Annotated in this window: 18 protein-coding genes; 2 read left to right on the top strand and 16 right to left on the bottom strand. The window is 37.4% G+C overall.

Features of this window, described 5'->3' with window-relative positions; genetic code table 11:
* Positions 1–24: 24 nt before the first annotated feature.
* The 5 genes from ACWNMY_RS17135 to ACWNMY_RS17115 form a co-directional block, all read right to left on the bottom strand.
* Positions 25–1,017 carry an ABC transporter ATP-binding protein gene (locus tag ACWNMY_RS17135; RefSeq protein WP_449539466.1) on the bottom strand — a complete coding sequence of 331 codons (993 nt, stop codon included), beginning with the start codon at positions 1,015–1,017 and terminating at the stop codon, positions 25–27.
* Between the two features lie 4 nt (positions 1,018–1,021).
* Positions 1,022–2,038 carry an ABC transporter ATP-binding protein gene (locus ACWNMY_RS17130; protein WP_449539465.1) on the bottom strand — a complete coding sequence of 339 codons (1,017 nt, stop codon included), beginning with the start codon at positions 2,036–2,038 and terminating at the stop codon, positions 1,022–1,024.
* A 380-nt stretch (positions 2,039–2,418) separates the two neighbouring features.
* Entirely contained in the window at positions 2,419–3,045 is a 627-nt protein-coding gene (locus ACWNMY_RS17125; RefSeq protein WP_449539464.1) for a DUF2268 domain-containing protein, read from the bottom strand.
* A gap of 234 nt (positions 3,046–3,279) precedes the next feature.
* A complete protein-coding gene (gene fabF, locus ACWNMY_RS17120) occupies positions 3,280–4,518 on the bottom strand; it encodes a beta-ketoacyl-ACP synthase II (RefSeq protein WP_449539463.1) in 1,239 nt (412 codons plus the stop codon).
* Positions 4,519–4,590: 72 nt separating this feature from the next.
* Positions 4,591–5,523, bottom strand: coding sequence for a beta-ketoacyl-ACP synthase III (locus ACWNMY_RS17115; protein ID WP_449539462.1), 933 nt, complete (start codon positions 5,521–5,523; stop codon positions 4,591–4,593).
* Positions 5,524–5,838: 315 nt separating this feature from the next.
* Between ACWNMY_RS17115 and ACWNMY_RS17110 the strand changes: the two genes are divergently transcribed.
* On the top strand, positions 5,839–6,102 hold the full coding sequence (locus ACWNMY_RS17110) for a hypothetical protein (protein WP_449539461.1): 264 nt from the start codon (positions 5,839–5,841) through the stop codon (positions 6,100–6,102).
* A 30-nt stretch (positions 6,103–6,132) separates the two neighbouring features.
* On the opposite strand, the gene ACWNMY_RS17105 is transcribed toward ACWNMY_RS17110, so the two are convergent.
* The 3 genes from ACWNMY_RS17105 to ACWNMY_RS17095 all read right to left on the bottom strand — a co-directional run bounded on the left by ACWNMY_RS17105 (position 6,133) and on the right by ACWNMY_RS17095 (position 8,577).
* A complete protein-coding gene (locus ACWNMY_RS17105) occupies positions 6,133–7,089 on the bottom strand; it encodes a BMP family ABC transporter substrate-binding protein (RefSeq protein ID WP_449539460.1) in 957 nt (318 codons plus the stop codon).
* A 109-nt stretch (positions 7,090–7,198) separates the two neighbouring features.
* On the bottom strand, positions 7,199–7,756 hold the full coding sequence (locus ACWNMY_RS17100) for a hypothetical protein (RefSeq protein ID WP_449539459.1): 558 nt from the start codon (positions 7,754–7,756) through the stop codon (positions 7,199–7,201).
* Between the two features lie 89 nt (positions 7,757–7,845).
* Entirely contained in the window at positions 7,846–8,577 is a 732-nt protein-coding gene (locus ACWNMY_RS17095; RefSeq protein ID WP_449539458.1) for an alpha/beta hydrolase, read from the bottom strand.
* A 392-nt stretch (positions 8,578–8,969) separates the two neighbouring features.
* On the opposite strand from ACWNMY_RS17095, the gene ACWNMY_RS17090 reads away from it, so the two are divergent.
* A complete protein-coding gene (locus ACWNMY_RS17090) occupies positions 8,970–9,158 on the top strand; it encodes a YjzD family protein (RefSeq protein WP_449539457.1) in 189 nt (62 codons plus the stop codon).
* Between the two features lie 173 nt (positions 9,159–9,331).
* On the opposite strand, the gene ACWNMY_RS17085 is transcribed toward ACWNMY_RS17090, so the two are convergent.
* The 8 genes from ACWNMY_RS17085 to argC form a co-directional block, all read right to left on the bottom strand.
* Positions 9,332–9,511, bottom strand: coding sequence for a YjzC family protein (locus tag ACWNMY_RS17085; protein WP_449539456.1), 180 nt, complete (start codon positions 9,509–9,511; stop codon positions 9,332–9,334).
* A 257-nt stretch (positions 9,512–9,768) separates the two neighbouring features.
* Positions 9,769–10,728: an ornithine carbamoyltransferase gene (argF, locus tag ACWNMY_RS17080; protein ID WP_449539455.1), complete on the bottom strand. Its 960-nt coding sequence runs from the start codon at positions 10,726–10,728 to the stop codon at positions 9,769–9,771.
* Positions 10,725–13,856 (bottom strand): carbamoyl phosphate synthase large subunit, encoded by a 3,132-nt coding sequence (locus ACWNMY_RS17075; RefSeq protein WP_449539454.1) that lies wholly within the window; start codon positions 13,854–13,856, stop codon positions 10,725–10,727. Before ACWNMY_RS17075 ends, argF begins: the two co-directional genes overlap by 4 nt.
* Positions 13,849–14,925 (bottom strand): carbamoyl phosphate synthase small subunit, encoded by a 1,077-nt coding sequence (locus ACWNMY_RS17070; RefSeq protein WP_449539453.1) that lies wholly within the window; start codon positions 14,923–14,925, stop codon positions 13,849–13,851. The genes ACWNMY_RS17075 and ACWNMY_RS17070 overlap by 8 nt, the downstream gene beginning before the upstream one ends.
* Before the next feature lie 124 nt (positions 14,926–15,049).
* Positions 15,050–16,201: an acetylornithine transaminase gene (locus ACWNMY_RS17065; protein WP_449539452.1), complete on the bottom strand. Its 1,152-nt coding sequence runs from the start codon at positions 16,199–16,201 to the stop codon at positions 15,050–15,052.
* Positions 16,202–16,297: 96 nt separating this feature from the next.
* Positions 16,298–17,080 (bottom strand): acetylglutamate kinase, encoded by a 783-nt coding sequence (gene argB, locus ACWNMY_RS17060; protein WP_449539451.1) that lies wholly within the window; start codon positions 17,078–17,080, stop codon positions 16,298–16,300.
* A gap of 11 nt (positions 17,081–17,091) precedes the next feature.
* Positions 17,092–18,294 (bottom strand): bifunctional ornithine acetyltransferase/N-acetylglutamate synthase, encoded by a 1,203-nt coding sequence (argJ, locus tag ACWNMY_RS17055; protein WP_449540478.1) that lies wholly within the window; start codon positions 18,292–18,294, stop codon positions 17,092–17,094.
* Positions 18,295–18,463: 169 nt separating this feature from the next.
* On the bottom strand, positions 18,464–19,504 hold the full coding sequence (gene argC / locus ACWNMY_RS17050; protein WP_449539450.1) for an N-acetyl-gamma-glutamyl-phosphate reductase: 1,041 nt from the start codon (positions 19,502–19,504) through the stop codon (positions 18,464–18,466).
* Positions 19,505–19,530 lie beyond the last annotated feature (26 nt).

The following is a 19,530-nucleotide window of genomic DNA, read 5'->3' as shown; positions in this document are numbered from 1 at the left end:
TTTTTGAAAATTTAGCCGCCAAAATTACTTATATAAATGACAAGCCACTCTATGTCCTGGCTTCACCTCCTTTAATTGAGGTTTAGCTTTCGAACACTCTTCCATTGCCATTGGGCATCTTGGATGAAAAGGGCAACCACTTGGTGGATTTGCTGGACTAGGTACATCCCCTTGTAATACGATACGTTCTTTCTTACGTCGTGGATCTGGTTCTGGGATAGCCGAAATCAATGCTTTTGTATAAGGATGTAATGGTTCTGCATACATGCTATCCTTATCAGCAATCTCAACAATTCCTCCTAAATACATAACTCCAATACGGTCACTCATATGTTTTACAACGCTAAGGTCGTGTGCAATAAATAAGAAAGTTAAACCGAATTCATCTTGAAGCTCATTTAATAGATTAAGTACTTGGGATTGAACAGAAACGTCTAACGCAGAAACAGGTTCGTCAGCAATAATTAACTTTGGTCTTAAAGCTAATGCTCGTGCAATTCCAATACGTTGACGTTGTCCACCTGAAAATTCATGAGCATATTTATAATAGGCATCTTCAGGAAGTCCAACCCTTCTTAATAACTCAATTACTTCATCTTTTAAATCTTTTAGTGATTTACCCGTATAATTAATAATTGGTTCTGCAACAATATCCCCAACCATTTGCATAGGATTTAATGAAGCGTACGGGTCTTGGAAAACCATTTGAAAATCTTTTCTGATTTCTCTAAGGGATTTCCCTCTTAATTTAGTAATATCTTGCCCGTCCAAAATGATTTGTCCATCAGTTGCATCGAGCAAACGTAGAATCGTTCTTCCTGTTGTTGATTTACCACAACCAGATTCTCCAACAAGACCTAATGTTTCTCCTTCTTTAATTTCAAAGGAAACATCATCTACTGCTTTTACATATCCGATTGTCTTTCTGGCAAAACCTCCCTTAATAGGGTAATAGGTTTTTAGATTTTTTACTTCTAGTAATATATTATCTTTCTTTTCTAGAGTTTGATTAGTCATTCCCTTATCTCACCTCTTCTACTTCAGGTTGACTACTCTTATACAATAGACAGGAAACCTCGTGACCTTCCTCTGCTTCTGCTAAAACTGGAGTTACAGTCGTACACTCCGGCATTGCCATTGGGCATCTATCAGCAAAGCGACAGCCAACACGCGGCATATTTTTCAAGGATGGTACAATCCCTTCAATTGAACCTAACTCATCCACTTCTTCATTTAACTTAGGAATAGATTCCATTAATAGTTTCGTATACGGATGTTTAGGGTTGTAGAAAAGATTATCAACATCTGTTCTTTCTACGATTTGACCAGCGTACATTACAATGACCTCGTCACACATTTCAGCAACTACACCTAAATCATGTGTAATCAAGATAACTGACATATCATTTTTTTCTTGAATACTCTTTAATAAATCTAGTATTTGCGCTTGAACAGTTACATCAAGTGCTGTAGTCGGCTCGTCCGCTATTAATAGCTTAGGTTGACAAGCAATCGCCATTGCAATCATGACACGCTGTCTCATACCACCAGATAACTGATGCGGATACTCATCTACTATACTATCAGGTCGAGATATCCCAACTTGTGTTAATAAATCAATACTAATCTCTCGAGCTCTTTGTTTTGAGATTTTTTGATGGTTTAATAGAACCTCTTGTAATTGAAAACCAATTGTAAACACAGGGTTTAAAGCTGACATTGGTTCTTGGAAGATCATTGAAATATCTTTACCACGAATCTTGTTCATCTCAGTTTGTGAATACCCCTCAATGTTCTGCCCTTGAAATTTAACCTCTCCGTCAGTGATTTTTCCGATACCAACAGGTAAAAGTTGCATAACAGACATTGACATTACACTTTTTCCGCAACCAGATTCACCAACAATTCCGACAATTTGGCGCGGGTTAACCTTAAAGGATACTCCATCAACTGCGTGATATATATTCCCATCTATGTTGAAACCTGTTTTTAGTCCCTTTACTTCTAGCAAAGGTGCTTCATTATTTGGCCGTTGCATTAAAAACACCCCAAATTCTTCTAGATTAGACACAATTAATATGTAATAAGAATTTTATTACTATAATATTATAATTGCAAGACAATTTTATAAATTTATTATTTAATTTTTCAAAAACCTGTAATAATAAGTCTTTTCGCTAACATTCCATATAATCAAATAACTTAAACTATTCTAAAATATTATAAAGATATATTATCATTCGAATTTTCAGACAACATGTATATACAGTTATAATTCCGAAGTATTCGCTTTGACTTTTTCTTCTTGTACCCATACGTCTATACAAACTAGTTTTTTTAGATTTTATTCTTTCCACCTATAATCCATTTCAAAATCAAAACAAAACCAGCAGGAACATTTTTGTTCCTGCTGCAAAATTAAAGATAATTCTTAATGAACTCTTGCGCATCTACTGGTAGGACTATTCTTGATGACGTTTCATGTTTTTCCAAATATTTCCTAACAAGATAATACCCTACACAGTAACCTATCATTTTCGGGTAAAAACCTCGTCCATATAAAAGATCTGTATGCTTTCGGTCATTTCTATTGAGATATCGATTCGGGATGATTAGTTCCTCAATCATTTTGTTTAACTGTTCATCAGGATAATACTTCGTCCAGCCTGCTACATTCGTCTCCCCGCAGTGTTCTCGAACTGCATTCTCTGCAATTCCCTCTAGTATCACCGTATCTAGTAATGTATAGTCTGCTTCATTCTTCTGATATTTTTTCAAGCGACACACATGATTGTATTCATGTGTGAAAACAGCCTTAATTTCACCAGATGTATTATGTGGAGAGTAAAAAAGAAATAATTTATCCGAAAAAGCAAGCCCTGATTTCCCATTCAACTCTCTCTTGATTTTAAAATTTGTCTCATCTGCTGGAAAAATAAAGACAGGAACTTGTGGACCATCCCATCTTTTCTGTAGGTATTGGTACTCTCTCTCAACCTGTTCCCAAACGTTCTTCGGAAGTCTATCAAGTATGTTTTCAGTCATTGTCCTATACATTCCGTGCATTTTCAAATACTGATAAATTGCATGTTCAGATGCTTCTTTCGGAAAATAGCCTGTGAGTTTTTTGCAAAGTTGAAAAGGACTAGCAGATTCCTTCAACCATCGATCCGTTCGTATTACCCCACTACATCTTCACTCCCTTTTCTAAAGACAATATAGCGTATTCGATAATCATAAAAAAGAGCCAGGCCAATTGGCCTGACTCTTTCACAAGAATTATTGATATTTTTTAAATAACAGAGTTGCATTGTGACCACCAAAACCAAGTGAGTTACTTAATACAACATTTACTTCCTGAGCCCTCGATTTATTTGGAACATAATCTAAATCACATTCAGGATCTGGTGTTTCGTAATTAATGGTTGGTGGAATGATTCCTTCTTTAATAGCCAGAACGGAGAAGATGGCTTCTACTCCACCAGCAGCTCCTAATAAATGGCCTGTCATTGATTTTGTAGAACTAATCGCAAGTTTATAAGCATGATCTCCGAATACTTCTTTAATGGCTGCTGTTTCAAACTTGTCATTGTAATCCGTGCTTGTTCCATGAGCATTGATATAATCGACTTCGCTCGGCGAAAGGTTAGCATCCGAAATGGCTTGACGCATTGCCCGAGCTCCTCCTTCGCCACCTGGTGCTGGAGCTGTAATATGATAAGCATCCCCAGTTGAGCCATAGCCAACGATTTCTGCATAGATATTTGCACCACGTGCTAATGCATGTTCAAGTTCTTCAATTACAAGTATTCCTGCACCTTCACCCATTACAAATCCATCACGATTTTTATCAAATGGACGGCTTGCTGTATTTGGATCTGGATTTAGAGACAATGCTCGTGCTGAAACGAAACCTGCAAATGACATATTTGTTAATGGTGCTTCCGTTCCGCCTGTAATCATTACATCTGCATCCCCACGTTGAATTACTTTGAAAGCATCTCCAATTGAGTTTGTTCCTGTAGCACAAGCTGTAACCGTACAAGAGTTGATTCCTTTTGCACCTATTGCTATGGATACTTGGCCTGCCGCCATGTCAGGAATCATCATCGGTACATAAAACGGACTCACTCGGCGATAACCTTTTTCTAAGAAAATCTTATGCTGTTCTTCATGTGTTTCCATTCCGCCGATACCAGAACCAATCCACACTCCCACTCGTGGTGCAATATCATCAGTAATGTCTAGATTCGCATCTTTGACAGCCATAACGGATGCAGCTAATGCATACTGTGTAAAGCGGTCCATTCGTCTAGCTTCTTTTTTATCCATATAATCTTCAGGATTAAAATCCTTTAATTCTGCTGCTACTTTTGCTGGTAGCCCTTCAATTTGAACCCTCGTTAAAGGACCAATTCCAGATTTACCATTTTTCGCGTTTTCCCAAGTTGTCTTCGTATCATTACCCAACGGTGAAACCGTACCTAATCCAGTTACTACTACACGCTTTTTTTCCATAATTTTTCTCCTTCCAACATTTAATACTCATTGTTGTAACCGTCGATATAGTGTAAATAGAAAGGCACTTACTTAGCTCCCCCATCTGATTGCTATCGCGCCCCAGGTTAAACCTCCACCAAATCCTACCATTACAATTACGTCATCGTCTTTAATTTTTCCTGCTTCTAGATCCTCAACTATTGAAATTGGGATAGATGCTGCTGAGGTGTTACCGTATTTATTAACTGTTTTTGACATTTTCTCAACGGGTAATTCCAATCGTTCTCTAGATGCTTCCATGATTCGAATGTTTGCTTGATGTGGAATTAAATAGTCTACATCTTCTCGCTTTAATCCTGCTTTTTCAATCACATTAATACTGGACTCACCCATTTGCCGTACTGCAAATTTGAATACCTCACGACCGTTCATAATGATATGTTCATCTTGATACAAATGTTTTGCTCCAGTACCATCAGCCCCAAGCTCAAAGGAGAGAATTCCTCTACCTTCAGAGACTTCACCAAGAACTACAGCACCCGCACCGTCTCCAAATAGTACAGCTGTATTTCGGTCGCTCCAATCCACGATCTTTGATAGTTTTTCAACACCTACTACTAATACGTGCTTATAGGTACCTGTTTCGATAAATTGTTTTCCTGTAATAATTCCGTACATAAAACCTGCACAAGCAGCACTAATGTCCATAGCTGCTGAACCTTTTGCTCCTAGGCGTTCTTGAATCATACACGAAACAGAAGGAAAAGGATGATCGGGAGTAACAGTAGCCACGATAATCAAATCTAGCTGTTCAGGTGTGATACCTGCATTTTCAATTGCCTTTCTTGCCGCTTCATAAGCCATGTCAGATGTATTTGTATCATCATCTGCAATTCTACGTTCTTCTATTCCTGTCCTCGTACGAATCCATTCATCTGAGGTATCTAGTATCTTTTCTAAGTCTTTATTTGTTACCACTCTTTCCGGCACAAAACGATTAATTCCTAGAATTCCAACACCCATACAAACATCTCCCTTATTTATGCGTTACGTAAATTAACATACAATAAAAAATCTATATATACACGCTATATTTATTATCAATTATTATGACTTGGTACTAATTCTAATTCATTTTTTATTTCTTATCAACTCTTAGAATTTATTTTTTTAAAGAATCCACTTATGCCTAATGTTTTGCGTGATACAAACCTATCTCATTTTAATTCGTACTTGCATATGATTATAGTAAAATGTTCTGGATGTCTTTATTCAGTAAAATCTTAGCGCAACATAGCCAAGGTGCATTTGATTCTACAATGTAAGTAGGTGAATAAAATGAGTCATCGGCATGAGGATTTCGAAGGTAATCAAACAAAAAAGCATGAGCCTAAGAACGATCCATTTGATCAACTCATGTTTGGTCCGCGCGTTAAGAATGTGGAAACCGTTGAGGATCAAGGGGAAGTTAATAAGGAAAACAGTACAGCAGATTTTTCTCACCTTTTAGGCCAATTAGACGATATTATGACCTCAATAAATAATATTAAACCTGCAATAAAAGAACTATCCCAACTCCTTGATTATTTTCGAAAAAAATAAGAGAAGCTGTCACAATCGTGATAGCTTCTCTTATTTGGAAGGAAGATCCCCGTTTTCTCTATATTCATTTATAAAATTCTTTAATTCCTGAATATACTTTTCATCTACTAAATTACTGAAGGTTCCCATTGAAATTACCTCGTTATCGAAATCAAAGTAAAGGTTCCCTGATTCAAGTTCTCCTTCATTAAATTTGTTTGCCACAAGTACATAAAGGTGATCAACATGTTGTACAGTGCTTGTAAGTACTGTTTCTTTGCCTAAGTCAGATTGGTCGGACACATATCCAATTGCATATAGACCTTCTTCTTTTAGTCTTTCTATTACCGAAACATTGTAACCATCACCTGCTGGATAGATGATGTCGACACCACTCTTTATCATTTCCTCAGCAATTGCAATCGCCTTTTCATCATTATCCCAGTTTTTGACGTAGCCAATATCTACATCAACTTCATCATTTTGAAATAATACACCTTCATAAAACCCATTAATTTCAGGTTGCCACTCAAAGGCAGCGATAATCCCGACTTTATTTGACTTAGTCATTTTACCTGCAACCATTCCTCCGAAAAAACCCATGGCATGACCTTCAAAGTTTAGACTGGTAACATTCTCTTTTCTTGTATCTCCATTGAAAAAGATAAAATGAACATCAGGGTATTTATCTGCTATTTCATTAAAGATTGTATTATATTCACTACCATGACCAAATATTAGATTGACACCCTTATCTACAAATTCATCAACTGCTGTTAATGTAGCAGCTTCCGTCTTGATTCCTTCTTTGTAGAAGACATCAACCTGAAATTGGGACTTAATTTGCAACAAACCCTTATACCCTTTTGTTCCCCATACTTGATCATCGATTGTATCTGATACGAGCAAACCTACCTTTTTTACTCCGATATCAGACTCAGTTTGTCCACATGATGCTAGGATGAAAAATAAGAATAAGAGAGGTACCACTCTAAATCTTTTTAGCATTACTACATCTCCTTTAAAACCACCAAAAAAAAACGAATCCTTTAATTAAACTTTTATCTATATTTTATTGTACTTTTACTGGATTGGAAAGTAAAAATAATGACTGGTATCAAATGTACTGGGAAATCCATTCTTCATGTTCATTCATTTTATTGATACCTTCCTTAAAATTAGTAGTAGAAAAGTCGATAAAGGAGAACAGAAATTCTATGTTTTTCGTTCTAATTTTGCGATGTTCAATTAGGTTATTGTCCATGTTAATCCTTGTGTACCAATGTTCATCAAGTTCGCACTCTAAATGTTGCATATCACAATTATTTTTAACATAGGCTGATGCGAGTACGAACTTCGTCTTCGTATTGTTGCAGTACCTCAGAATAGTAATCATATCTTTGTCTTCCTCTTTTTGCGTTATATGTGCAGGTCGGAACCAAGGATAAATTACGGCGTCTGATTTCTCTAAAAAACCCAAGTTAAACAATTTTGGATTGTATTCTCTAAATTCAAAATTAGCATTTCGTCCAATCCGAAGCATTTTATCTTCTTCAGGACTACCTTCCTTCGGCATCGCATCGATACCCACTACGTGAATTTCATTCTCAATCATGTTAGCACATAGACCATAACCTACAAACGAGAATGCGTCGAACAGAATAACCTTCTTCACTTGTAACATCCCCTATTCGTTTTGTTACAGTATGGTATGCGGGGCCACAATAGAATAGTCCCTATTTCTCTAGAAGAAACAGGGACTATTTATAATTCCTTTTCATTTTCCTTAAAAAAGCTTCCGATTGAGCGACTAAATGCGTACGTATTCTCACTAATGTGATAGCTAAGTGTAACCATTTCACTACTATTTTGATATTTTTTACTATGAATTTCAGTTGTGTATGTCTTTTCATTTGTGTTTTGCCAAATTTTAATTGGAACAGTAGGTGAGAATAAATTATCCTGTGGTGAATATTTTCTAATTTCCGATTCTACTTCCCGTTCGTCCAGCTTATAAGCTTTTGCTATTTCCTTAATTAGTTTTTTATAGAAAAATTTATTCGTTCTTTCATTTTCTATATGTGCGATTAAATCAATACACGGGTTTAAGAAAGCCATAGATCTTATCTCACCATTCAGTTTTTTTATTAACTGCATAGCAGTTAGAGCACCCATTCCCTCAGCCAGTATATGAATCCGTTTATTTAAGATTTCCCGCTTCATAATGATATGATAGAGTTGGGTAGCTAATTTAACTGAATCAGGATTTCCCCAATTTGCACCGTACATGTTTGAATAAAAAACCGTATATCCTTCATCCTTAAGGTATTCAAGGATTTGCGATCTAGCATAGTTTTGAATCCAATAGCTTGAGTTCTCCTCAACGAAATTTCCCTTATCACCAATAATTAAAACACCAAAGCCATTTGGACGTTTTGGCAAATGAAGAGCAGACCACTCTGTATCGAGCTTAAAAAAAAGTTTGTTTTGTACCATTATCTCCTCTCCTACTCTTATTTTCGTCCTTCATTACTAATGTATGTTATTTATAAAAAGATGAAAGGGGGAAATGCCTACAAAATCTCTTTTCTTAGTGATTACAAGTGTGGTAAACTAATTACATATTGCGTTTAACTTTATTCAGCACATGTATCTCTTTAGAAGTAATGATATAGATGCTATAGAGTTATACAATTTAGAATTGTACCCTCACATAATAAAGCTAATGCCTCAGGCGGATGCTCAGATTTTCATCGGAATTATTTTCGAAAATAGGCCAAAAACTAAGAATGCCACATCCTGTGGCAACGTCTTTGTGACCCACCTCGTGTAGACCTAAAAAATCTGGTAGCAAATACGTTAAGGCGCATTTGATTGGAGTGAAGAAGTTGCGTTATTTTTGGACACTTTTTTGGACATTCCTTTTAGTCCAAATGGCTTCATATGTTATTGGATCAATGCAGGCAGCTACATATTCATTTAGTACAGCTTCTGTTGTAGCTGTAATTGTTACAGCCCTAATCATTATTTTAGGTGCTGTTATTCCAAATGAGCCTGTTGAAGATGCTCATCATTAATGAGAAATGCACTAGGCGACAGCTTATCGGCGACAAGCATAAGGCACGCGTTGACAGAAGGTGCTTATTACCTTCAGAAGCGATTGCCTTATGACCTCGCGCCGATGGTGCCTGAAGCTAGACAATACAAAAAAAGACCCTAACGGGTCTTTTTTTGTGTATTATTCGCATTCTTATGGCTTTCTTTTGTAAGTCCATTTTCGGTTGTGGTTCGAAGATTCTGGGAACGCGTCCCCGGCATTTAATTTAATACTTTTCGGGTTTTTGACCATATCTCCCTGCTCACCAATTTCAACATATATCCCATTATTTGGCGCCTTTTGCCCAGAGCGAAATTCATGACTTTGCCCCATTATAATCCTCCTTTAAAAAATAGTACAAGCTTACTATTCCCACTCTGGTTACAAATCATGAAAACATCTATATTCAGGCGAGCCAAAAGGTGAACCTAAAGTATCAGCCACCACCCATCTTGGCTATAAAGGACTTTTCTTCCCCCCTCAACAGGTAACTAGCTCATGCACTTAGCACTAATCCACAGTTATTATTTAGCTTGTAAAAACAATAAAGCTCCAGCACCTCTAAAGTACTGAAGCTTTTACATCTACTTCTATTCCATAATGGCCTTTAAAACAGCTTTTTGTACGTGGAGGCGATTTCCAGCCTGTTCAAAAATGACAGAATGGGGTCCATCGATAATTTCTGCAGTTACTTCTTCTCCACGATGAGCTGGCAGACAGTGCATAAATGTGTAATTTTCTTTTGCCACACGCACAAGATCACTGTTAACTTGATATGGTATAAAAGCTTGTAGTCTTTCCTGTTGTTCTTGCTCATGTCCCATGCTTGCCCATACATCAGTGTAAATAAAATCTGCTTCATTCATCCCCTTAATCGGGTCATGACTTACTTCAATCTTCGCGTTTGTTTCCTTCGCAATTTTCTGGGCTTTTTCTACAATTTGTTGTTTTGGAACATATTGAGGTGGACATATGACGGTACAGTCCAACCCTACTTTGGCAGCACCTATCATTAGGGAATGTGCCACATTATTGCCATCACCAATATATACAAGCTTATATCCTTTAAAGCTCTTCTTTATTTCATAAATGGTAAGTAAATCAGCCAAGGCCTGACAAGGATGAAAGTCCTCCGTTAATCCATTAATCACAGGGATACTTGCGAATTTCGCAAGTTCCTCGATTTTCTCATGTTCAAACGTACGAATCATAATTGCATCCACATATTCTGATAATACCTTTGCTGTATCGGCAACAGATTCTCCTCTGCCAAGCTGCAAATCATTGCTACTTAGAAAAAGAGCATTACCGCCAAGCTGAAGCATTCCAGCCTCAAAGGAAACTCTTGTACGTGTAGAATGTTTTTCAAAAATCATCGCAAGATTTTTCCCTTTTAAATAAGGAGTATCTTCACCATTTTTATGTTTTTCTTTCATTTCTAAAGCTGAGTCTAATAAAGCTAAAATTTCATCTTTTGTTAGATCTAGAAGGGTTAATAAATCCTTATCCTTCAGTGCCTTATTAGCATTTTCCTTTAAAGCATTCGTCATTTTATTACCACTTCTTTCTGCTTTTTATGCGTACTTCTTCGTTCTTGAATGGACATTACCGTAAAGGAAGAACTACGGAATGCTTGTAAAAATGCTTGTAATGTCTCTATTTCTGTAAATACTTGAATTCTCTTCTGACTTACTTCAATCTTCTTCTTTTTAGATTCTGCATCATTTGTGAGACTGACATATGCTAATGCCTGATCACTCTTAACCCATTCCGATATATCATGCAACTGGTATATAGATAATCCTACTTGCTCGGCAAGATTTTTAATGGCAGGTGGAATTGCATTTGCATTCGTATCAAATACAATCTCATTTGCAATCTTCTTCGATTGTATATAACTATGAAAGACCTTTGTTAATGCCTCATCGATTGTTTCTGCAATACTAATCCCTTCTCCTGTAGATTTCATTTCAGGTCCTACTGTAGGATCGCCTAGTAGCTTATACGTTGAGAAAACCGGGTATTTCACAGTATAATACGGTAGGTCTGGTAGTAAACCTTTTTGAGCTGTTAGTTCGCTAAGAGATTTTCCAAGAACAAGCTTTGAAGCTAGCTGAGCCATTGGAATACCCGTAATTTTACTTACAACTGGTACAGTACGACTTGCGCGAGGATTCACCTCAAGTACATAAATATCGTTGTCTTTCACAACAAATTGGATATTCATAATTCCTTTAAATTGCAACTCTCTTACAATCTTTGTTGCATAAGAAACAATTGTAGCCTTGTTTTCCTTTGACAGTGAAATGGCTGGCATTATTGCGTGGCTGTCTCCTGAGTGAACTCCTGCTTTTTCGATATGCTCAACAATCGTTGGGATTAAGATATTCTCTCCATCAGACAACAAGTCAATTTCAATTTCTAACCCTGGTACATATGCATCAATTAAAAGCGGAAACGATTGATTTGGTACATTACTCACAAACGATTTAAGTTCACCTTCATCATCGAATAGAATCATTCCTTTACCACCGATAACATACGACGGACGAACTAACACGGGATAACCAATCTCTGTGGCATTATCCACTAATTCTTGAGGCTTATTAGCAATTTCCCCAGGTATATGCGATATATTTGTCTTTTCCAATAGTTGATAAAAACGGTCACGGTCTTCAAGTTGATCAATAATATCATGTGTAATCCCAACAATGGTGACACCGGCTGCTTCCAGTCCTTTAGCTAAATTAATTGCAGTCTGCCCACCAAACTGAACCATAACTTGATCAACCTGTTCAGCTTCAATTACATTTAGAACATGTTCTAATGTAAGAGGCTCAAAGTATAACTTATCAGCAATCTCATAATCCGTACTAACTGTTTCCGGATTATTGTTCATTAACAGGGTTTCATAGCCTTCTTCTTGTAGTGCAAGAATCCCATGGACGGAACTATAATCAAATTCAATCCCTTGACCAATTCGTATCGGACCCGATCCAAGAATTAACACCTTTGGTTTAGTTGATACAGTAAGTTCATTTTCACCAAAATAACTGGAGTAATAATAAGCTGTTTGTGATTCAAACTCCCCAGCACATGTATCAACACATTTATAGGATGGTATTATCCCAAATTCCTTACGTTTGGCTCGAACATTCCCTTCCTCATCATTGCAGAGATAAGCAATATAATGATCAGAAAATCCTTTTTCCTTTAGCTCTTGAATGAAATCAACATTGAGGTCATTAATCGACTGATTTCTAAGTTTATTTTCATATTCAACAAGATTTAGAAAAGTGTGCAAGAAGAACAAATCAATCTTTGAAATCGCATGAATTTCCTCAATGGTAGTACCTCTTCTAAGTAGTTCAAGTATTGCAAAAAAACGATTTTCAGTTCCTTTTTCAACAAACTTTTGTAGCTCTTCTTTTGAGTTCAAATCCATTTTAGGTAAACGTAGACTTTCATTATCTGCCTCTAATGAATGTACGGCTTTTTGAATTGCACTTTCTAAATTACGGTCAATTGCCATTACCTCGCCCGTAGCTTTCATTTGAGTTCCTAGTGTATTAGGAACATCGGTAAATTTATCGAATGGAAAGCGTGGAAATTTTACAACAACGTAATCTAATGCCGGTTCAAAGCTTGCAAATGTTTTCCCAGTTACAGGGTTAAGAATTTCATCTAATGTATAGCCAACAGCTAGCTTTGCTGCCATTTTTGCGATTGGATAACCCGTAGCTTTTGATGCAAGAGCAGATGAACGACTTACACGTGGATTCACTTCTATTAAATAGTAGTTCTTGCTGTACGGGTCCAATGCAAACTGAATATTACATCCACCAATAATCCCTAAAGCTGAAATAATATTGATAGATGCAGAACGTAGCATTTGGTACTCTTCATCAGTTAGAGTTTGCGACGGAGCCACAACAATTGAATCTCCTGTATGAATGCCGACAGGATCGATATTCTCCATATTACAGATGGTAATACATGTTCCTTTTTGGTCTCTCATGACCTCATATTCGATTTCCTTATATCCCGCAATACTTTTCTCAATTAAACATTGGGTAATAGGGCTTTCAGATAAGCCATTTTTGGTTAAATCGATAAGTTGTTGTAAGTCTGTTGCAATGCCTCCTCCTGTTCCCCCCAATGTGTATGCTGGACGTATTATAACCGGAAATCCTATCTTCTCGGCAAAAGTAACTGCCTGTTCAACGGTTGTAACAATTTCACTGTCCGGGACAGGTTCATCTAGTTCATTCATTAAACTTCGGAATGCCTCTCGGTCCTCACCTTTTTTAATTGATTCAATTGGTGTCCCCAGCACTTTAACCTGATAGCGTTCTAAAATCCCTTTTTCACTTAAAGCAAAGGCCAAATTCAGTCCAGTTTGGCCGCCGAGTGTAGCAAGTAATCCATCTGGGCGTTCCTTTTCAATAATTTTCTCTATGCTTTCAACTGTAAGTGGCTCAAAATAGACAACATCTGCATTCACTTCATCTGTCATAATCGTCGCAGGATTGTTATTTACTAGGATGACCTTAAAGCCTTCTTCCCGTAAAGCCCTACAACCTTGTGTCCCTGAATAATCGAATTCTGCAGCCTGCCCAATTACAATTGGGCCGGAGCCAATTACTAAAATTGATTTTATTGAATGATCCTTAGGCATATAACTTCTCTCTCCTAACAGCACAGTTGTTTGCTATAAATTCGTCAAAGATCCAGCTGCTTTCTGCCGGTCCAGGGTGGGCTTCCGGATGAAATTGAACTGTTAATATTGGTAGATTCTTATGTGTCAATCCTTCAATGGAGCCATCATTGCAATTCTTAAATCTCGCTTGTAAATCTGTTGTTTTTAAACTAACTTCATCCACTACGTAGCTGTGGTTTTGGGATGTAATAAGAACTTTATTACTAAATAAATCTGCCACAGGCTGGTTGGCGCCTCTGTGTCCGAATTTTAGTTTTTTTGTATCCCCACCTAAGCTTAGTGCAACTAGTTGGTGCCCTAAACAAATGGCAAGTGTAGGAAACTGTTCTAAAATTTGTTTTATGGAAGGAAGATATGACTGTAAAGCCTTAGGGTCCCCAGGTCCATTTGACAAGACAACACCTGTAGGATTCAGTTCCTTGATTTTTCCGATAGGGGTGGTATATGGTACAACGGTAACTTGACACCCCCTGTCAAGGAAAGCATTCATAATGGACTTTTTATAGCCAAAGTCAATTAACACGATATGGTTTTCACCCGTACCAAACGTTTCAATTGTTTTACTCGTTACCGCCTCTACTGGATTTATTGCAAGTTGGTGTGATTTTAAATCTACTGATGTTGCATTACTTATAACAGCCTGCATGGTTCCTTCCGTTCGAATTCTTTTAACTACAGCACGCGTATCTACTCTCGTTAGAAAAGGGATATTCCATTTTTCTAAATACTGTTTTAATGAATACTTCGCATTATAATTAGAGTAATTATCCTTCATTTCATAAACAATAACACCCGCAACATGTGGTTTTTTACTTTCAAAGTCAAATTCATTTATTCCGTAATTACCGATTAGTGGATATGTGAAAACAATGATTTGATTTTTATAAGAAGGATCTGTTAAGACCTCTTGATACCCTGTCATTCCGGTATAGAATACGATTTCTCCCGTAAAATTTGAGTTTTGACTATTTGGGAATAACGTTCCTTCAAAGCTTTCACCATTTTCCAAGTGTAAATATCCCTTCATTGCTCCACCTCGTATTTTTATTTAACTTGACGTATTTTTATGCATTTATATTCAAAAAAAATGGTTTATTATGACTGATAGTCAGAAGAATAACTCTATCTAACTACCAGATCATAATTACCTTCTAGGCAATGTACTCCGAAACAAGAGTACTTTTTATAATATTTACCGCTTCATCAATTTGTTCATAGGAAATAGTCAATGGTGGCAATAGCCTAATTACATTAGGTCCGGCTGGAAGTGTTAACAGTCCATTGTTTCGAAGAGATGCAATAGTAGCAGCCACTTCTGACTCACAAGCGATTCCCACCATAAGCCCACTACCACGAACCTCAGTTATCAACTCATTGTCAGCAAATACAGATGTAAGCTTTTTCTTTAAATAGGAGCCCTTTTTCTCAACTTCTGATAAGAAGTCTTCCTCAAAGATAATCTCAAGGGTAGCTTTCGCTGCAGATAAAGAGATAGGGTTTCCTCCAAAAGTAGATCCATGTGAACCTGGCCCAAAAGCTTCCCTTAGCTTTGTCTTCCCTAGCATCGCCCCTACTGGTAAACCACTGCCTAAACCTTTTGCTAATGTGATAATGTCTGGAGAAAGATTATAATGCTGGTGTGCAAAGGCCTTTCCTGTTCTACCAATTCCTGTTTGAACTTCATCTATAATAAATAAGGCATCATGTTTTTTACTAAGTTCTTCAATCTTTTTAAGAAACGACTCGTTACCTGGAACAACTCCACCTTCACCCTGAACAACCTCAACCATTATTGCTGCAACGGAATCATCCATAGCCTGTTCAAGTGCTTCACTATCGTTATATGGAAGGTAGACAAATTCCTGCAGAAGTGGACCAAATCCGGAATGTATCTTTTCCTGACCTGTAGCTGCCATTGTCCCAAATGTTCTACCATGAAACGATTGGTTAAACGTAATAACCTTTGATTTTTTTGTGTATTTTCGAGCAAGTTTTAATGCCGCTTCATTGGCCTCTGCACCACTGTTACAGAAGAAGACAGCATCTAAGTCAGAGTGTGAAATTAGTTTTTGCGCAACTTCTTGTTGAATATCAGTATGGAACAAATTGGATACATGCCAATACTTTTTCAACTGCTCTTCCACCGCTTGGGTAACAGCAGGATGGCAATGTCCCAGGTTACAAACGGCGATACCTGATACAAAATCTAAATATTTTTTACCAGTGTTGTCGATAATGGTTGCACCTTCTGCAGTTTCAACTGTGACATCCCATCTCGCATAAGTTGGAAATAAGGCATCCATTATACCACCTCAAGTTCTTTAAAAATTTTGTGTTATAAATAAAACAAATCGGCAACTACTTGACTGTTGAGCTCTGAATTTCCCTAGACTCAGCTATCATTTGGTGACGTTTTGAACTTCCTTGCTGATTTTTGTTCCTTTTAAAGTACCATCTAGGGACAACAAAGAGTCTTTTCCATTTATTATCGTAATCTCGTTTAGCCCACCATCATTTAGTGCAGAAAGTGCCGCATTTACCTTTGGAATCATACCTCCGTAAATCGTCCCATCTTCAATTAATGAAAGGACCGAGTCAGTGGACAATGCAGGAAGTACTTCACCATTTTTAATGATTCCGTCTACATCTGTAACAAATAATAAATGCCTTGCTTCTAAGGCTATCGCAACGCTAGCTGCTGCCGTATCCGCATTTATATTATACTTTGTAAAATCAGCATCGATCCCAATTGGGGAAATTACTGGAACATACTTTTCAGCTAATAGGTACTCTAAGAAAGAAACATTGACTTGCTCAATTTCTCCAACATACCCTAGTTGGTCAATGTTTACAGGTCTAGCTTGAAGAAGTCTTGCATCACAACCAGATAATCCAACTGATGGAATACCTGCTTTTTCTAACTCAGTCACAACCTTTTTATTGACCAACCCAGACAACACCATTTCCACAACATCGAGTACTTCCTTCGTTGTCTTACGTAACCCATTTACAAACTCACTTTTTATATTCAGTGAGGAAAGTGTCTGGCCAATCTCCGGTCCACCACCGTGAACAATGACAACTTTATAGCCGCTCTCTTTTAATTCTCTAATACTTTTAAAAAATGAGTCTGACAGTTGTGCAAGTATACTGCCCCCACATTTAATTACAATAGTCTCCATTTCAAGCCTCCTTAGGTGCGGTAGCTTGCGTTAATTTTGACATAATCATAGGTTAAGTCGCAGCCCCATGCTATACCAAAACCATTTCCTAGATGAAGGTCAACATGAATGACTATATCAGTTCCCTCAAGATAGGCTTTTGCAAGCTCCTCAGAGAAAGCTACTGGCTGGCTTTCCTTTAACATTTGAATAGACCCGATTGAAATATCAACAATATCAGGATTAACCGTTGCGGTACTATGTCCAATCGCCCCAATTATTCTCCCCCAGTTAGCATCTGCTCCATAAATAGCAGTCTTAACCAGGTTTGACCCTACAATCTTTTTAGCAATAATACGTGCATCGTTATCGGAAACTGCTCCAGTTACATTTACTTCTACAAGCTTTGTAGCTCCTTCGCCGTCCCTTGCAATTTGCTTTGCTAGATCTTCAAACGTTAATTGAAGAACCGAAAGGAATGATTCCCATTCAGGATGTTCAGGTGTAAGTGGATTATTTTCCGCCTTTCCACTTGCCATTACCAATACCATATCATTAGTTGACGTTTCCCCATCTACAGTAATTTGATTAAAGGTAACATCCGTTACAGCTTTCATTGCTGCTTGAAGGGTATCAGAATCTATGTCTGCATCTGTCGTAACAAAACCTAACATTGTCGCCATATTTGGATGTATCATCCCAGACCCTTTAGCAGCTCCTCCAACTGTGATGGTTTTCCCATCAATCGTTGTTTGATAACAAGCTTTTTTCATAACAAGGTCTGTTGTTAATATAGCTGTTTGGAAGTCCTCCGCTGCACTTACTGTACTGGCAGGTTCAAGCATCTTTATACCACTTTTAATTTTGTCCATCTGTAATAGCTCACCAATTACGCCTGTTGAAGCAACCGCAACTAGATGATCAGCAATTCCAAAATGAGCAGCTGTTTCAGCTCTCATTTCATATGCATCTACTAAGCCTTGTTCCCCCGTACATGCATTTGCACATGCACTGTTAATCACGACAGCTTGTAGTTTATTTTCAGTAGCAATACTTGCTTTTGTTACTTTTAAAGGAGGTGCTTGGAAATGACTTTGTGTATAAACAGCTGCACAGCTAGCAGGGACATCACAAACAATAGCCCCTATATCTTTCTTTGAGTAACGTAAGCCAGCATGAACACCTGCTGCTTTAAATCCTTTCGGGGTAACAACCGAACCCTCTTCTACCTTCATAATTTTAATATCCTTAGTATCTAACAAGCAAAGTCACTCCTTATCTATGAATCTCTTATCAAATATGCTTTGGCGTAATGGCACCCAGGTTTTTTATCTGGCTCGAATTATGTTCATGTTCTGTATTCAATCCACAAATTGAATCAGGAAATTGAATTTAATGTAGTTATTATGGAAATAAAGGTACCGACTGTAACCCAGTATTTTCTTCCCAGCCAAAGATAATGTTCGCATTTTGGATTGCCTGGCCAGCGGCTCCCTTTACCAGATTGTCGATAACCGAAACAACAGTTATTCGGTTTGTTCTTTCATCGTAAGCTAGACCGATATCACAAAAATTTGTACCGTAAACTTCTTTTGTAGACGGGAAGGTACCCTTCTTCCTAATTCTTACAAACTGGGAATCTTTATAACTCTCCGTGTATAATTCATGTAGACTATCCAATGAAAATGAATCTGTTAAACTATTTATATACATAGTGGACATGATTCCTCTGGTCATTGGTACTAAATGTGTACTAAAAGTAACATATGGAATTGCTTCATTCCACCCACGAAGTACCTGTTCAATTTCTGGAATATGCTGATGTTGATTCACCTTATAAATCGAAAAATTATCATTGCTTTCCGCAAAATGTGTAGTTCTTGATGGGCTCTTACCAGCACCTGATATTCCTGATTTAGCATCTATCACAATTGATTTTTCATCAATCAGTTTATTTTTCACTAAGGGTGCCAAACCAAGAACAGTTGCAGTTGGGTAACAACCCGGGTTTGAGATGAATCGACTTTTCTTAATTTCTTCCCTATTCCACTCTGATAATCCATATGTAGCTTCGTTAAGGTCTTCCTGTACAGCAGCAGGCTTTTTATACCACTCTTCATACAGGCTTGGATCCTTTAAACGATAATCGCCTGAAAGATCAATAATTGTTACGTTTTCTTTTAGCAATTCAGGCACAAGCGATGTCGAAACACCAGACGGGGTGGAAAGAAAAACAACATCCACTTCTTTTCCAATCTTAGGAATATCTATTTCTTCTAAAGAATGACTTACAAGATTTGTCACATGCGGGTAGACCTCTGAAAGCTCCATCCCTGTCTGTGAAGAGGAGTGAATGGAATGAACGTGTATATATGGGTGATTTGCTAGTAATCTAAGTAGCTCAATTCCTCCGTATCCAGTAACCCCTATAATTGCAGCTTTCAAAATATCCACCTCAATGTTTGTATTGT

The organism is Ferdinandcohnia sp. Marseille-Q9671, assembly GCF_976954385.1.
Note: the sequence above shows the minus strand (reverse complement) of the source record. Positions and strands in the feature narration are given on the sequence as shown.

Excerpts from the sequence above, each read along its gene's own strand:
- ACWNMY_RS17135 (WP_449539466.1), bottom strand. The coding sequence starts at position 1,017 with ATGACTAATCAAACTCTAGAAAAGAAAGATAATATATTACTAGAAGTA.
- ACWNMY_RS17130 (WP_449539465.1), bottom strand. The coding sequence starts at position 2,038 with ATGCAACGGCCAAATAATGAAGCACCTTTGCTAGAAGTAAAGGGACTA.
- ACWNMY_RS17125 (WP_449539464.1), bottom strand. The coding sequence starts at position 3,045 with ATGACTGAAAACATACTTGATAGACTTCCGAAGAACGTTTGGGAACAG.
- fabF (WP_449539463.1), bottom strand. The coding sequence starts at position 4,518 with ATGGAAAAAAAGCGTGTAGTAGTAACTGGATTAGGTACGGTTTCACCG.
- ACWNMY_RS17115 (WP_449539462.1), bottom strand. The coding sequence starts at position 5,523 with ATGGGTGTTGGAATTCTAGGAATTAATCGTTTTGTGCCGGAAAGAGTG.
- ACWNMY_RS17110 (WP_449539461.1), top strand. The coding sequence starts at position 5,839 with ATGAGTCATCGGCATGAGGATTTCGAAGGTAATCAAACAAAAAAGCAT.
- ACWNMY_RS17105 (WP_449539460.1), bottom strand. The coding sequence starts at position 7,089 with ATGCTAAAAAGATTTAGAGTGGTACCTCTCTTATTCTTATTTTTCATC.
- ACWNMY_RS17095 (WP_449539458.1), bottom strand. The coding sequence starts at position 8,577 with ATGGTACAAAACAAACTTTTTTTTAAGCTCGATACAGAGTGGTCTGCT.
- ACWNMY_RS17085 (WP_449539456.1), bottom strand. The coding sequence starts at position 9,511 with ATGGGGCAAAGTCATGAATTTCGCTCTGGGCAAAAGGCGCCAAATAAT.
- argF (WP_449539455.1), bottom strand. The coding sequence starts at position 10,728 with ATGACGAATGCTTTAAAGGAAAATGCTAATAAGGCACTGAAGGATAAG.
- ACWNMY_RS17075 (WP_449539454.1), bottom strand. The coding sequence starts at position 13,856 with ATGCCTAAGGATCATTCAATAAAATCAATTTTAGTAATTGGCTCCGGC.
- ACWNMY_RS17070 (WP_449539453.1), bottom strand. The coding sequence starts at position 14,925 with ATGAAGGGATATTTACACTTGGAAAATGGTGAAAGCTTTGAAGGAACG.
- ACWNMY_RS17065 (WP_449539452.1), bottom strand. The coding sequence starts at position 16,201 with ATGGATGCCTTATTTCCAACTTATGCGAGATGGGATGTCACAGTTGAA.
- argB (WP_449539451.1), bottom strand. The coding sequence starts at position 17,080 with ATGGAGACTATTGTAATTAAATGTGGGGGCAGTATACTTGCACAACTG.
- argJ (WP_449540478.1), bottom strand. The coding sequence starts at position 18,294 with ATGAAGGTAGAAGAGGGTTCGGTTGTTACCCCGAAAGGATTTAAAGCA.